The organism is Mucilaginibacter paludis DSM 18603 (assembly GCF_000166195.2).
In the GTDB taxonomy this organism is placed as follows: domain Bacteria; phylum Bacteroidota; class Bacteroidia; order Sphingobacteriales; family Sphingobacteriaceae; genus Mucilaginibacter; species Mucilaginibacter paludis.
Genome location: NZ_CM001403.1, coordinates 2,247,441 through 2,262,200, shown reverse-complemented (window position 1 = coordinate 2,262,200; position 14,760 = coordinate 2,247,441). Strand labels below are relative to the sequence as shown.

The 14,760-nt window shown below is 42.0% G+C and carries 12 protein-coding genes; 6 read left to right on the top strand and 6 right to left on the bottom strand.

The annotated features are described in order from the left end of the window. Positions 1 to 404: 404 nt before the first annotated feature. Positions 405 to 722 carry a transposase gene (locus MUCPA_RS35870; protein WP_050982059.1) on the bottom strand — a complete coding sequence of 106 codons (318 nt, stop codon included), beginning with the start codon at positions 720 to 722 and terminating at the stop codon, positions 405 to 407. Between the two features lie 32 nt (positions 723 to 754). After that, positions 755 to 1,066 (bottom strand): transposase, encoded by a 312-nt coding sequence (locus MUCPA_RS35865; RefSeq protein WP_262493002.1) that lies wholly within the window; start codon positions 1,064 to 1,066, stop codon positions 755 to 757. A 176-nt stretch (positions 1,067 to 1,242) separates the two neighbouring features. Between MUCPA_RS35865 and MUCPA_RS09275 the strand changes: the two genes are divergently transcribed. After that, on the top strand, positions 1,243 to 1,899 hold the full coding sequence (locus MUCPA_RS09275; RefSeq protein WP_040627247.1) for a suppressor of fused domain protein: 657 nt from the start codon (positions 1,243 to 1,245) through the stop codon (positions 1,897 to 1,899). Between the two features lie 550 nt (positions 1,900 to 2,449). Then, entirely contained in the window at positions 2,450 to 2,788 is a 339-nt protein-coding gene (locus MUCPA_RS09270; RefSeq protein ID WP_008505957.1) for a zinc ribbon domain-containing protein YjdM, read from the top strand. A gap of 103 nt (positions 2,789 to 2,891) precedes the next feature. Here MUCPA_RS09270 and MUCPA_RS09265 read toward each other — a convergent pair whose 3' ends face one another. Further along, positions 2,892 to 3,806, bottom strand: a complete 915-nt coding sequence (locus MUCPA_RS09265) for an AraC family transcriptional regulator (protein WP_008505955.1) — start codon at positions 3,804 to 3,806, stop codon at positions 2,892 to 2,894. Between the two features lie 96 nt (positions 3,807 to 3,902). On the opposite strand from MUCPA_RS09265, the gene MUCPA_RS35860 reads away from it, so the two are divergent. The 3 genes from MUCPA_RS35860 to MUCPA_RS09250 all read left to right on the top strand — a co-directional run bounded on the left by MUCPA_RS35860 (position 3,903) and on the right by MUCPA_RS09250 (position 7,859). Beyond that, positions 3,903 to 4,268, top strand: a complete 366-nt coding sequence (locus MUCPA_RS35860; RefSeq protein WP_008505954.1) for a SnoaL-like domain-containing protein — start codon at positions 3,903 to 3,905, stop codon at positions 4,266 to 4,268. A 662-nt stretch (positions 4,269 to 4,930) separates the two neighbouring features. Next, complete coding sequence (locus tag MUCPA_RS35855) at positions 4,931 to 7,438, top strand: glycosyl hydrolase 115 family protein (RefSeq protein WP_008505952.1); 2,508 nt, start codon at positions 4,931 to 4,933, stop codon at positions 7,436 to 7,438. Between the two features lie 127 nt (positions 7,439 to 7,565). Continuing rightward, entirely contained in the window at positions 7,566 to 7,859 is a 294-nt protein-coding gene (locus MUCPA_RS09250; protein ID WP_008505951.1) for an RNA polymerase sigma factor, read from the top strand. An 8-nt stretch (positions 7,860 to 7,867) separates the two neighbouring features. Here MUCPA_RS09250 and MUCPA_RS09245 read toward each other — a convergent pair whose 3' ends face one another. Beyond that, on the bottom strand, positions 7,868 to 9,061 hold the full coding sequence (locus MUCPA_RS09245; RefSeq protein ID WP_169316163.1) for a helix-turn-helix domain-containing protein: 1,194 nt from the start codon (positions 9,059 to 9,061) through the stop codon (positions 7,868 to 7,870). Further along, positions 8,989 to 9,480: a hypothetical protein gene (locus MUCPA_RS09240; RefSeq protein WP_040625805.1), complete on the bottom strand. Its 492-nt coding sequence runs from the start codon at positions 9,478 to 9,480 to the stop codon at positions 8,989 to 8,991. Before MUCPA_RS09240 ends, MUCPA_RS09245 begins: the two co-directional genes overlap by 73 nt. A gap of 278 nt (positions 9,481 to 9,758) precedes the next feature. On the opposite strand from MUCPA_RS09240, the gene MUCPA_RS35850 reads away from it, so the two are divergent. Further along, a complete protein-coding gene (locus MUCPA_RS35850) occupies positions 9,759 to 12,140 on the top strand; it encodes an alpha-L-fucosidase (protein ID WP_050982057.1) in 2,382 nt (793 codons plus the stop codon). 37 nt (positions 12,141 to 12,177) lie between these two features. Here MUCPA_RS35850 and MUCPA_RS09230 read toward each other — a convergent pair whose 3' ends face one another. Beyond that, positions 12,178 to 14,583: a glycoside hydrolase family 2 TIM barrel-domain containing protein gene (locus MUCPA_RS09230; protein ID WP_008505948.1), complete on the bottom strand. Its 2,406-nt coding sequence runs from the start codon at positions 14,581 to 14,583 to the stop codon at positions 12,178 to 12,180. Between the last annotated feature and the right edge of the window lie 177 nt (positions 14,584 to 14,760).

Here is a 14,760-nt window from a genome sequence, read left to right as displayed (position 1 = left end):
GCACATCAGTACCTATAATTGTTTGTATATAATAATTGGTTACCCGAAGTAAGCCAATTCTGAATTAAACCAGGGGGGGTATTTCAGTATTTTTAGGGGGTATATTTATAAAAAGACAAGTCGGTTGATCTGATATACTTAATATATAACAGTTTAGTTTAATAGTATTTATTATGGTGTAATACTTTGGTGGGTTAATTTACTGAAGGGCTTTTCTAAATAAGTTCAAATTTTTTCAGGGCGCTTGCTATCATATTTAGGCTTATCACTATCGGTCTTAACCTAAAAGTCGCAGACTGAAAATAAGGCCAACAAATGAGAGAAAAGCCAGGATATTTTTCGACTTCTATCTTTAACTTATTTATTAACTCACCTTACGCAAGATTGGTCTGAAAGATGTAGGTTCAAGCGGCGTTAAGTGTTGATAACTTTTTAAGCTCAAGGTAGGCAGCCTTTTGTGCGGCCAGGTATATTTTAGCCTTCATCGCAAAATGATTATGCCCAGTTCGCTGTTTTAGCCATTCCATTTTGACGTACGCGATGATGGAAAGGATAAAATGATTGGTTTGGGTACCTACTGTTTTTGTTGGTGACTTGGCAAAACCAACATTGCTTTTTACTGATTTATGATATTCTTCTACTCCCCACCGTTTTTTGTAGATCGCAGTAATCTGTTCGTATGTTAAAGTCAAATCGCTACAAGCCAGGTACAGCTCGCCCACTGTATCGTCCTCGTTTTTGAAGACTTACCTTATCAGCGACAGCGGATAATCCAGCTCTGGAAGCCAAACCTCCACGGTTTGCTGTCCCGGCTGTAACGATTCGATTTTACATATTCCTTTTTTTGTTTGCTCTCCTGGCTTAGGGCTACCTTACGATTGCTCTTTAATGCCATCACAAAGTTACGCTTAAGTTCTTCTTTTACCCATTTCATGTTTTCCACTGAAGAAAACCAGCTATCGGTAGCCACATACTGGAAATGTAGATTCCGATCACAGTGTTTGAGCATTTCGCGGAAACCGCTATATCTGCTTGTTGACGTATTGTTAACTTTTAATTGTTTAATTGGATGTTAATTGGAATAACCGACCGCATAAGCTGCAAAATAATATTGTCATATTGTACAATATGTTGTAAATTTAAGCAGTGGTACCGTTTGGTTTACCAGGTATCAGGAACGAAAGGATAAGATCAAAAATGCGCTGTTTTTACAATGCGGGTTTCATTACGATCAGTAAAAAAATGCTCAACTCATTCTTGAAAAAAAGGAAGTATAAAAAACGATATTCGGAAAATGATTTTCCGGGCCTTGATGCGATTAGTTTAAAACAAAAGGAAATTTACGGCGAACAGGAACCTGTTCATTATGCAACCATCGTGCCTTACGAATTGGGTGGTGAAGATCCGTTATGGGCTGTCGAATGTTACAACAGTACAAGGCAAGATGCTCATTTTCATTTTATGACAATAGGTTTTAGTAATTTGTTTTACGACGAAGATGCTATTGATGATGAATATAGCGGCTTCGGATTTGAAATAACTTTTAGACATTTGCCATTTAATGATGATCCCGAAAAACCAATATGGGCGGTTAACTTTCTCCAGAATATTGCAAAGTATGTTTTCGAATCAGGAAAGGGGTTTGATGATTTTCACTTCATGTCGGCAAATGGCCCTATCAGATCTGAAACAGAAACCGATATTACGGCTTTTACATTTGTTACGGATGCCGAAATGGGAGAGATAAATACGCCGCATGGAAAAGTTAAATTTTTGCAGTTATTCGGTATTACCTCGCAGGAATATATAGATATAAAAAACAAGATATATACCGCAAAGGAATTAACTGAAAGGCAAAAAACGAATAACCCACTGTTAATAACAGATCTAACAAGATGATATTATAAAAGTCTGTGACAACAATCACAGACTTTTATAATGTTAAAACGTTCATCAATCAACTCGCCAACACATTACTCCTCAATCATACCACAGCCGGAGTTTGGCTTCATGCACAAGAAAGCTATAACCTTGCCCAGGCTCGCAATATACCCCAGGCTAAATTTACGTGAACAATTGATTGCCGTAGGTGAGTTGACGGTAAGGTTAGACCAGTTGGAAAAGTGCTTAAAATTTTTGTGTCACCGGTTCGATCCCAGTTGCCACCGCAGAAAAAGTAAAAGCTCATTCTTTTATTGAAATGGGCTTTTTTGTGGTAAAGCGATATTTCAAGCTGAAATAGTTTACAAATCATTCTCCTGGTCAGCGGCTTCTTTTCCTGGCTCAAAAATACCCGGGATGGCCTGTTCATCACTTACCACTTTTTGATCTTTGGGACCAGCCATTTCCATATTCATAAATTTTTGTTGTATTAAAATAGCCCGCCGTGCTTATTCAATTTCTTCAGGGATTAAGATTTATTACCTTTGCGCCTCAATAAATTACTGCTATGACTGAACTTGCACCATGCCCAATCTGCCAATCGCCTTATACTTATGAACTTGAAGACTTGCTGGTTTGCCCGGAATGCGGGCATGAGTGGAAAGCTGCGGAAGAGACTACAGTTGAGGAAGGTTTTGTTGTAAAAGACAGCAACGGCAATATCCTGGTGGACGGCGATACGGTAGTGACGATTAAAAACCTGCCGGTAAAGGGAACCTCCCAATCCATCAAAGCTGGTACCAAGGTCAAAAATATCCGTTTGGTGGATAGCGATCACAATATTGACTGTAAGATCGATGGTTTTGGCGCGATGGCGCTCAAATCAGAATTCGTAAAAAAAGCCTGATATTCATTCCTGAAATTAAACCGCTTAACAGTCCGCAATTCAGAATAAAAAACGGGCCTAACAAATAAGAATCAGATAATAACCAAAACCATTTGCGAAAAAATCACTTAAAAGACTTACTTCTTCGGTACAAGGCGGGTGTCTGGCCAATTTTTGATTTAAAGATCCGGTTAAAAGCGGCTTCCGACTGGTAACCGACCTTAGCGGCAATTTCGGATATATTGCTGTTATCTGTCAATAATAACTTTTGGGCCTGCCTGATGCGCCAGTTGGTAAGGTAGCTCAACGGTGTTTCGTGTACTAATTTTTTAAACTGATTAAAGAAAACGGAACGTGACATACCAATTTCGGATGCAAGAGATTGCAGCGTCCAATCATTTTGAGGTGAGTCCTGCATCAATTTTAAAGCCTTGCTGATCCTCGGGTCGTTTAATGCCGAAAGAAAACCACTACTGGGCATAGTCTGTTCTAAATAAGCCCTGATGATATTAATAAACATAATTTCCGACAAGCATTTCAGCATCACGCTGCTTCCCGGTCTCTCGTTGTTGAGTTCTTCCAGCATTAATTGGGTAACCTGCCTCAGTAAGATCTCATTTTCTGTCACATATTGCCTGATATGAATAATTGAGGGCAAGTCCTTTAAAAAAGGGTGCAAAGGTTGATAGTCAAATTCAAAATGGCCCGCTATAAGGGTAGTTATCTCGCCGCCAGTATTAAAAACAGGTATTCCTGCTCTGCGGGCCTTAACAAATTCGGGTGATGGCATGCGTAAACTTGTAGCTTTATCGGCTATCCAATGGGCGCTTCCATGAGGCACAAATACCAGATCGCCCTCCGCCAATTCTATAACATGGCCGTCGGGTGAACCAATAGTACAACTACCGCTCACCAATCGCCAAAATTGCGAATTTTCATCCTGAACAATGTCAAGCCCCCACGGTGCAGCAAGTGGGAATTTGCTATAGACTACGCTTCTAAGCCTGGTTGTGTCTAATATGGTACTTAAGGCATCCATTCGTTCAAATAAATACGTTTGAGCAAATATATAACACTTTCTAATACTTTAAGTATTGAATCGCCGGATACCTTTGTATGACTAAATAATCAGAAAATGACAAGTCAAGAATTAGCGAATCGTTATTATGACCTTTTTCAAAAAAGGCAAGTGGCAGAAATTTACGGACAGTTTTATAGTGCCAACATTATTTGCACTGAACCTGAACATGCTTTGGCGATGGGTGTACCAACTATAACCAAAGGAATTAAGGCGGTTTTAGCAAAGTCAAATGCCAGGCAGGAACTTATAGCAGAAGTGCACAGCTTCTTTTGCAGCGAACCGGTAGTTGGAGGCAGCTACTTTAGTGTATCTATGGGCAGAGACATGACCATGAAAAATGGGCAAAGATTGCAGGTGGAGGAAATTGCCGTTTTTGGTGTAGAGGAAGGTAAAATCATAACCGAAACCTTTTTCTATTAGCGATAAATAAAACCATACCCCTTTTTGTTGACGCTATTGACCATTCCGGACGGCTTTGAATATGACCAAACGCAAAATTGAACTTGAAAAATGATAAGTCTAAATAGGCTATTAAATGCCGATGAAGTAGGAAATGCTTCGATATCTACAGTCTGCACCATAAACTCATACCTTGTTACAATAGTGTGAAAATTAAAAAAGCCTTCTGATCTCCTGAAGGCTTTTTAATAAGATTTTAAAGCAGATCTGTCATTACTCATTTACTATTATATTCTTGTAATTGATGACCTATTCCAATTAAAGAATTATGATGGGTTGTAATATTTAAACCTACAAAATCACTATAAATTAAGCCCTTATTTCAATAGTTAAAATCAACCTATATAGACAATTGTATATTTGACATTTTTATTAATTTTCTTAAGTTTACTTTTTAGAAAGATGCCTGACAAAGGCAAACCAATTAATTAAAACGGCATATGGTAGCCTCTGAAGATATTCATGAATAATATAACAAAGACGCTGTACTTTGGGAAACTTCAGTAAAGGATATAAGAGTGTACATATTCGTTTGATGACTAAGCATACAAAACCATTGTTCAATTAAGGCCATCCTAACTGACCTGTTTTGATGATAAATATAAAAAACTATCTGCATCTATATGATATATAAAGCCCATCTTGTAGTTTTATCCTTTTTCTTTTTTCTGGTAATTAAAGTGAATGCCCAGAATATCATCGTTAAGAATGCTCCGGCTTCGTCAGCGACTGACATCTCTTTGGTAAGTTATAAGACGACCGCTCCTGTTATAATTGATGAGGATGAGTACCCGACGGTGAAATTGGTGGCCGGTTTTTTTACTGACGATGTAAAACGCGTAACAGGCAGTATGCCCAGGATTGGCGGATTAGATGCAGCGGCCTCAGAAGCAATTATTGTCGGCACGATAGGAAGGAGTAAACTTATTGACCGGTTAATAGCTGCTAAAAAAGTTCATAATCTTGAGAAGATCCAGGGGCATTGGGAGGCATCATTATGGCAGATCGTGGTTAATCCGGTTCCGGGCGTAAAAAAAGCTCTTGTGATTATAGGCAGCGATAGGCGGGGTACTGCTTATGGCTTGCTGCAACTTTCCAGGCAAATCGGCGTATCGCCATGGTATTGGTGGGCGGATGTTCCTACCAAACAATGTAAAATTTTAACGATCTCTGTTTCAAAACCGACCTGGGATGAACCAACCATTAAATATCGCGGTATTTTTATCAACGATGAAGACTGGGGCTTAAACCAATGGGCCCGTAACACGTTTGAGAAAGATTTAGGAAGTATAGGGCCTAAAACTTATGAAAAAGTATTTGAGCTGATGTTGCGTCTGAGGTTGAACTATCTGTGGCCGGCAATGCACGAAGTGACAAAAGAGTTTGGCAGCATTCCCGAAAACTGGCAGTTGGCAGAGCGTTATGGGATTGTAACAGGAACGTCTCATTGTGAACCAATGCTGTATAATAATGTGCATTGGGATGAAAAGATAAGGGGAAAATGGAATTATAGCATAAACCGGGATACGATTTACAGCACATGGCAAAAAACCGCTATGGAAAGAGGTAATGGCGAGTCGGTATGGACAGTCGGTATCCGTGGTATACACGACCGTGGAATGGAAGCTCCACCAAATGGTATTTCCGAAAGGATAAATTTGGTTGAAGAGGTATTAAAAGATCAGCGGGGGCTTATTAAACAATATGCAAGTAAAGAATGGGGAAAAGTGGCACAGTGTTTTGTCCCTTATAAAGAAGTCCTGCCTATCTACGATGCTGGGCTTAAGGTTCCTGATGATGTGACGCTAATTTGGGTAGACGACAACTTTGGTTATATCCGGCGTCTTTCAAGTCCACAGGAAAGAGAACGTTCAGGGGGCAGCGGCCTGTATTGGCACCTGTCCTATTATGGGAGGCCTCACTCTTATACCTGGATCAATACTACTTCACCAGCTTTAATGTGGGAAGAATTCCATAAGGCATGGGAAAATCAGGCACGTAACATATGGGTGATTAATGTAGGGGATATTAAACCGATGGAGTTAGGAATCGATTATTTCTCCAAACTCGCCTGGAAACCCGAGGCACAGCAGGCAAATGCACAGCCCCAATTTTTAAAGTCGTTCCTTACGGAACATTTCAATGCTGATCTAATCCCCTCGCTTAGCGAACTGTTAACAGAATTCTACCGCTTAGGTACCGTCAGGAAGCCTGAATTGATGGATCGTGATTGGGCAGTATCACTTTCTGACCAAAATGCAAGCCAGCTTCAGTCTGCCTATGAGATGTTGATGAAGAAAGAAAAAATAATTGCCGACAGAATTCCATCAGAATATAAGGATGCGTACACCGAGATGATTGGACTTCCGGCGAAAATTCTAACTTCAACAGGATTAATTTTCATGCATGACAGAGCGAAAGTGTATGGCTTGAATCAGAAGGAAAATGAAGCCGAAATTGAAAAATTAAAAACCTTTTTAGAAAAACAGATAGATCTATTCAACAATAAAACGGCAGGTGGGAAATGGCGATATATGATGCCTGGAACAATAACCGGTAAAAATTTACCAGCCTGGAACAGCCAAGTGGCATGGCCATGGGGAGAAATCAGGCAGCCTGATACTTCCAGAAAATCAGCTGAGCCCGAAGTTATCCGCCCGGCAGGGTCAGCAAACCGCCAGTCTGGCATTGGCACAGCAAAATGGGTAACAGTACCTGGGCTTGGGAATACTGGACAAGCTATGGCATTAAAACCTGTCAGTTTAAATGCATCCTGGGAACCTTCAGATACGTCGGCACCAAAATTGGAATATGACTTTATCGCCAACGATAGGCAAACAAGCGTGACGATTGATTTTATGCCAACCTTTCGGATTTATCCCGGAATGCAGCTTCGTGTAGTTGTTGGTTTGGATAATAAACAACTAAGCATGATTGAAGTTCCCGGATCGAACGGAAAAGAAGATGAGAATGGATCAAATCGAAATCAGGGAATCAGAAATAATTATGTGAGATCAATTATTGACCTACCGCAAATGAGTACCGGTAAGCACACGTTGTTCATCAAAGCTGTGGACCCTGGCGTAGTGATCGACAGAATTTCCTTTCTGACCAAAAGTATTAAACATTAAGAAAACTTATAAAGCCCAAAAGTGTCAGATGTTGGGAATAGATGAATTGGATTTTAAAAACTAAGGGAGTAAATAGGCTCAACCCAAGCTTAACAATCCCTTAACTTGAGGCGGCTAACTTTGCGCAATGGCCAAATGTTTTTCCGATGTTTCTGATGCTCAACTGCTGCAAAACTGGCGGAATGGCGACGCTCGGGCATTCGACCAGCTATTTGAACGTTATTTCTACCAGCTTTTCCGGTTTGCATTAACGTATATGGGCGACGCCAGCCTGGCCGAAGAAATGATCATGGATGTGCTGCTCAAACTCTGGCAAAAAAAGGAATTGCTTCAGGACCAAAGTTTGTCTCCATTTTTTTTTCACCTGCTCAAATCAAAAGTGATTGATCACTACCGCAAAAAGAAACTGGAGTTTAGTTAGGTGTTAGCTCATTCGCTCCTTAAACTCTTAACCGGGTTAGTAACTGCTACTTTTATTGATTGAAAGCTAATGGTGACAAGGGCGATGATGATTACCAATGCACCGCCCAACACAAATAACCACCAGCCAAGCAGGATACGGTAAGGATAATGTTGCAGCCACTGGCTGGTAGCAATCCACGCAAAGGGAACCGATATGGCCAGTGAAATGAAAATCAGCTTTAAAAAATCGACAGACAGCATAGTAACAATACTGCTGACCGATGCGCCAAGTACTTTGCGCACGCCGATCTCTTTCACACGCTTTTCAACAGCTAAAACGGATAAACCAAATAAGCCGATACAGGAAATAAAGATGGTCAGTACGGCGCTGAACAGGATGATCTGCTTCCACCTGGCTTCGGTAGCATAACTTTGTTCGTTTTGTTCCTGTTTGAAAGCATAAATGAACGGGTTCATGGGAAAGAGGCGCTTAAATGTTTTTGCGATATATTGCAGGCTTGCCTTTTCCGTACCGGGTTTGATCTTAATGTATACCATACCGTAGCTGTTTGCCGTATCCATCGTAAAAAACTGCGGGCCTATCTTTTCTGTTAAAGGTTTGTAATGGTAATTTTTTACCACGCCGGCAACAGTGTATGTTTTACCATCAAATGTTTTGATCTGTTGGGTTGCCAACTTATCAATTGGCAGTTTTTTTCTCAGCTTGTTTTTGTATTCCAAAGGGGTCTTGTTAGTTATCTCTTTGAAAACGCGATGGAAAGTTCTTTCGGAGTTAAATCCTGAGTCGTAAGCGATGCCAAGTAGTGTAAGCCGGTCATTGGCCGGATCGCGCATCTTACGGGCAATTTCCCGTACCCTGAATTCGTTAATAAAATCATTGAAATTCTTTTCCAGCCCCTGGTTGATCATACGGGACAGGTCATGCGGATGGATATGCAGTTTCAGCGCAAGGGTGGCCAGCGTTAGTTCAGTATCCTCGTAAAACCGGCTCGCCGCCACAATTTCCTTTAATCGCCGGCCTTTCTCTCTTGCATCCGACCTATCACTTATCGGCTTTGTCAATTGCCTATCCGTATCCTGCTTCAGCAAAGCTTCCGCAGCCATTGCGATGAGCACGATGGTAACCATCAGGTAAAAAACAGTATTGAAAGCCGATAACACGCAACATAAGCCGAGGATAAACAGACCTTCTCCAGCCACCGGAAAGCATAACGTGGCCGATCCATCAATACCGGCCGTAGGCGGCTGTAAAAACCCACTATCAGTTGTTGCGACAGGTACACATATACAACGACCGATGTTAAAACCAACCAGCCTGGCATCCAATACCCCACCAATACCAAAGTAAAATGCAGGCCATCTTTTTGGCGCAACCGATGCCCGGGGGCGGTTAGTTGGCGTATATAAAAATACAGTAGCGGCCCCAGCGCTGGCAATAACAACGTTGTTAATCCACCGGTCTTCCAGGTAATTACGAGTAAAGCCGCGCTTAAAAACAGGTTAGCTGTGTGGTCAAGCCTTTTTGCGAATCCTAAAAGCAACGCAAGCGTTAGCCCGGTGAACAAGGTGCCCACGGAAATCAGGTCATAAAAGCTGATATGTAAAATGTAGAAATTCAAGTAATACAACAACTCAATCGTTGTTCCAAATTACTAATATATTGATAAATAAAGAATTATAAGGTTTTTAGGTTTTGTTCGTTTGTAACGAAACCGGACATGAGGTGTCCGGTTTAAATGAACCCATGAATTGCTATGCTTTGAAGTACCGGCAGCCATAAATTGTGTTAATGGCTCTACGTGATGATCACCGAATTGTGTGATTTGGTGATCAAAATATTTTATCTTTATATTTTTTGAATAGCCAAGTTCCGGCCATTTTGATTGAATTACAGAGTATGAAACCTAAATTATTTGCCTTCCTTTTTGTTTGCAGCTCTTTTATTGGCTTGGTATCAGCGCAACCGGGCACAAGTTGTTTTAGTGCCAATAGTACCACCATGATATACGAGGCAGAAGCCGCATCGCCGATAGGTAGTGCTGTTAAGGTAGTAGCCAACTCCGCATCTGGCGGAAATGCTGTTACGTTGAGCAGGCCTGGCGATGGCGTTATGTTTAAAAATATAAAGGTTGCCCAAAAATTGGCGATCCGATATTCCTCTTCCGGGGTGGGCTTGATAGCGGTAGCTGTTAACGGTCAGGTAAAGAAAAAGTTCAATATACACTCATCAGGTAATTTGAGCCTGTCGTTCCTAAACGCAATCACCAATATTAAAATTGACGCCGGTACAACAGTGGCCATCACACTCATTACTGATAACATTACCGTTAACTTAGACGAAATTGCCATGGGCGATAATTTAAAATTGCCGCCTGATATCTGGAATTTACCAGTCCTTCCCGTAGCTTCGGGGCCTTTTAAGCCCGACTGGAAGGATATTAGCGAACATTATCTGGCACCAAACTGGTGGCGCGAAGCGAAATTTGGCGCGTGGTCGCACTGGGACCCGCAATCGATGCCGGAAGAAGGCGACTGGTATTCGCGCAAAATGTACCAGGAAAATTCGCCTGTTTACAAGTTTCATGTTAAAACTTTTGGCCACCCGTCTGAATATGGTTATAAGGATATAGCCCATAACTGGGGTATAGACCGGTGGGATCCCGAAGCATTGATGAATTTATATGTAGCCATGGGCGCCCGTTATTTTATGGCAATGGGTGTGCATCATGATAATTTTGATAACTGGAATTCTGCATACCAACCATGGAATTCGGTAAATGTAGGCCCTAAAAAAGATATCGTGGGCATTTGGGAAAAAACAGTAAGAAAACACGGACTCCGCTTTGGCATAGGGTTTCATAATACGCCACCACGTACCTGGGGGCAGTTTATGCCGGTAAAGTATGCCAGTGATCAAAACGGGCCTCTAAAAGATGTGCCTTATGACGGATTACAGACGATTGCCGACGGTAAAGGAAAATGGTGGGAGGGAATGGACCCGGTTGATCTTTACGGGCCGGTGCACGCCAGTAAAGATGATCCCCTGCATTCTCCCTTTGCCAACCAGTTTATGTGGCGTGTGGATGATGCCATTACCAAATACCATCCTGATGTGATCTATTTTGATGAACATGCCGGCGATTCGCAGGTTGACCTGGGCGTACACATGGGGCTGGGGTTTCTGGCCCCGCAGTTAATTGCTAATTACTACAACAAATCGCTTAAATGGAACCACGGCAAAATGGAAGCGGTAGTAAACTTAAAGGGCGTTGGCGGCCAGTATAATAGTTTCCAAAATAGTAAGGAGTTACTACCATTTGTTGAACATTCGCTGGTTAAAAGCTCAGAAAAAGTTATTGAGAAGGAAATTTCAGCCTACCCGTTCCAAACCGAAGAATCCATTGCGGAATGGCATTACCAGACAGGGCAAAAATGCCTGGATGCCCCTGCGATTGTTAAAATTCTGATGGAAAACGTTTCCCGCAATGGTACCCTTTTGCTTAATTTAACACAACACGGCCGCGGCAATTTGGATGCTGAAGTTATTCAAACTGCCAGAGATATAGGCGCCTGGCTGAAAATAAATGGCGAAGCAATATATGGCTCCCGCCCCTTTGAGGTTTATGGTGACACGTCCGTTTATTATACCCGCAATAAAGGAAAGCTGTACGCCACTCTGACTACCACATGGAAGAATGCGCCAGTTAAATTAAAGGCTTTAAAAACAAATGGCGCAACCTTAGGCAAAGTGTCGAAAGTTGAATTATTGGGCGCAGGCATTGCATTGCCATTTGTACAAGATGAACAAGGGCTAACCATAAGCCCACCGGCTTATTTGAAACCCATTAACGGCATCAGTAATGCCACTCTTGCATCGCTATACCGCATACTGCGTATCACCCATGATAAAACCTGGATAAATGATGACGACCCTGGGGTAAAAATGGCACGTGGGTGGTTCAGACAAAGTAATCTAAATGACGGAGACTTTAACAACGATTTGACTACCAGCAATACACCCGGCGCGAAATGGAGCTTTGACTTCATTGGAAACAGTATTTCTGTAATTGCGCCTAAGCAAGCAGGCTCAGGAAAAATAGAGGTGCTGATAGACGGAAAAGCCAGGAAAACGGTCGGCCTGTCAGCAACAACCTACGAAAGCCAGCAGGTTGTATGCCGGATTGACAAGCTAACAACGGGCAGCCACACGATAAGCGTTATTAACCGCGGCGGCGGCCCCGTTGCAATCGATGCTTTGGTAGTTTCTAATGCACGATAAGCCGTAAATCGGGCTCAAATGGCATTTTAAAATTACATCACCTGCTTATTGTATTCATAATTAAGGATGCAGTTTTCAGCCCTGGGGAACTAACCTGCAATGCTAACTTTCCAGGTTTTTGTGTACTTTTTAGGATAGCCAGAGCCCTCCCCTTCCAGGCCTTATGTTGATTGCCTATGTAAGGATCCGTATCCTGTAAATTAGCGTTGCCTAAACCTGCTATTGTCCCCTCGCCGCTAATGTTGAAAGAAAGCTGGTTATTGGCATCAGGCACAGGTCGTCCATTTTCATCAACAATTTCAACAGTTACATACGACAGATCCTGTGCATTGGCAGACAGTGCCCTTCTATCGGCAATCAATTTGATTCCGGCTGCCTTGCCTGCTGTTTTAAGGATTCGCGTCTCCACCTCTTTACCGTCTTTTACGGCTACCGCTTTTATTACGCCGGGCGTATAAGGTATTGTAAAAGTCGCTTTAAATTGTTGCTCCTCGGCTGTCAGCTGTTCTCCTAACAGTTTGTCATTCAGATATAACCGTACTGCCGGATATTTTGAATAAACTTCAACCTGTATGTCTTTGCCTTCAAACCCCGGCCAGGTCCAGCTTTCCCATGTTGGCCAAACCGCCCAGGATGTTAAACTGATTGGACCACTTGCCGGATTAGGCTCTTTCACCGCCAGGTACAATTCTTCTTTATCACTATACAATAACTCCCGGTAATGCGATATGGGTTTTCTCCAGCCGGTGAGATCAATATCACCACAATAGGCACCATGCCATGGAAATAGCGGCTTTTCATAGTGCTGGCCCGTAGGGTCTCCAGGATAAAAGTAGCGGCCGATGCTTGATTCTCCCAGGTAATCGATGGCGGTCCACACAAAATCTCCCAGTATATAGCTGTTTTCATGAGATAATTTCCAATTGTCAAAAGCATCCTTCGGATAAGATTCGGTCTGTACAATAATCCTTGATGGTATACGCTTATGATCGTCGGCGGCACGGTATAATTGATAGTTGTACCCGGCAATATCATAAGCGGCAAAAAGAGGGTCGAACATTTCCCACTCGCTGTCCCAGGTGGTCATGGCAGAAGTTATTGGGCGCGTTGTATCCAGCGTTTTAATAAATTTTGCCATCATTGTAGCAGTCGCAATTGCTTCCGGCTTTTTCCTTTCGATGACCTCATTGCCGATACTCCACATAAAAATGGAAGGATGACTGCGGTCACGTAACACCATTGTCTCTACATCCCGTTGCCACCATGTGTCAAAATACATCGTATAATCATACGCTGTTTTGCTTTGGCGCCAACCGTCAAATGATTCATCGATCACTAAAAGTCCTAATCTGTCGCAGGCATTCAAAAAAGCTTCCGAAGGCGGATTGTGGGAAGTCCTGACGGCATTAAATCCGGCTGCTTTTAATAGTTCAACCTTTTTTTCTTCGGCGCGGTCATAAGCGGCGGCGCCTAATATGCCATTATCATGATGGGCGCAGCCGCCGTTTAAAATGATTTTCTTCCCGTTTAGTTGAAATCCGTTTTCGGTACTAAAAGCAAGCGAACGTATACCAAAGTCGTTAAAGGTTTCATCAATAATTTTAAAGCCTCGTTTTACCGATATACGCACCTTGTAAAGATCAGGATGGTTTGGCGACCAAAGCAACGGATCTTTGATGACAACGTTTTGAATGAACTCTTTTGTTTCGTTGGGCGCTAAGGCAACTTGAATTACTGTATTGCCTGCCTGGCGCTTGTTTTTAGCTGTTAATACTGCATATAAGCTGATATTTTGAGGCGTTGGCAGCTCGTTTTTTAAAATGGTTTTTATTTCAACTTCTGCCGAGGCTTTACTTATGTTATTTGTTGTGATCACCGTGCCCCAATTTCCGATGTGAACGGCATCCGTCACCGTTACCCATACGTGCCGGTAAATGCCTGAACCACTATACCACCTCGAATTTTTTTGCCGGGAGTTATCAGCCTTAACAACCAAAATATTGTCACCATTATAGTTAAGGTAGGGAGTTATATCGTAAACAAAAGCAGAATAACCGTAAGGCCGTACACCTAATGATTTTCCGTTGATAAAAACCTCCGAATTCATATAAACCCCCTCAAAGTACACCGATATTTTTTTTCCTTTCATTGCCGTCGGAATCAAGAATTTTTTTCGGTACCAACCGGTTCCTGCTGGGAAATATCCCCCATCATTTCCCGATGGATTATCAGCTTTTGTTTGTCCCTCTATACTCCAGTCATGAGGTAAATTAATCGTTCTCCACTTAGTGTCATTGAAATCGGGCTGGCTTGCTGTTCGTTCCTGAGCAAGCGAAAATTTCCAGTCGTAATCAAAAAGCTGCTTTCTACTGCCGGTTAAAACATTTTGCGCGCTCACCATCGCAGTTAGCGACAGGAACAATAGAGTTAAAACAGATTTCATAACGATAAAGGTTAATTTAGGATGGTTTTTTTTACTGATATTAAAAAATAAAAAGCGTTCAAATAAAACTATATCACAGTAATTGCTGCTTAGACGATCACTTAGCCAACAAAGGCAACTAACTGGTTTGCGGTGGCAATGGCTTTAACAATGCCCCTAAGATTACTAATACAAAAT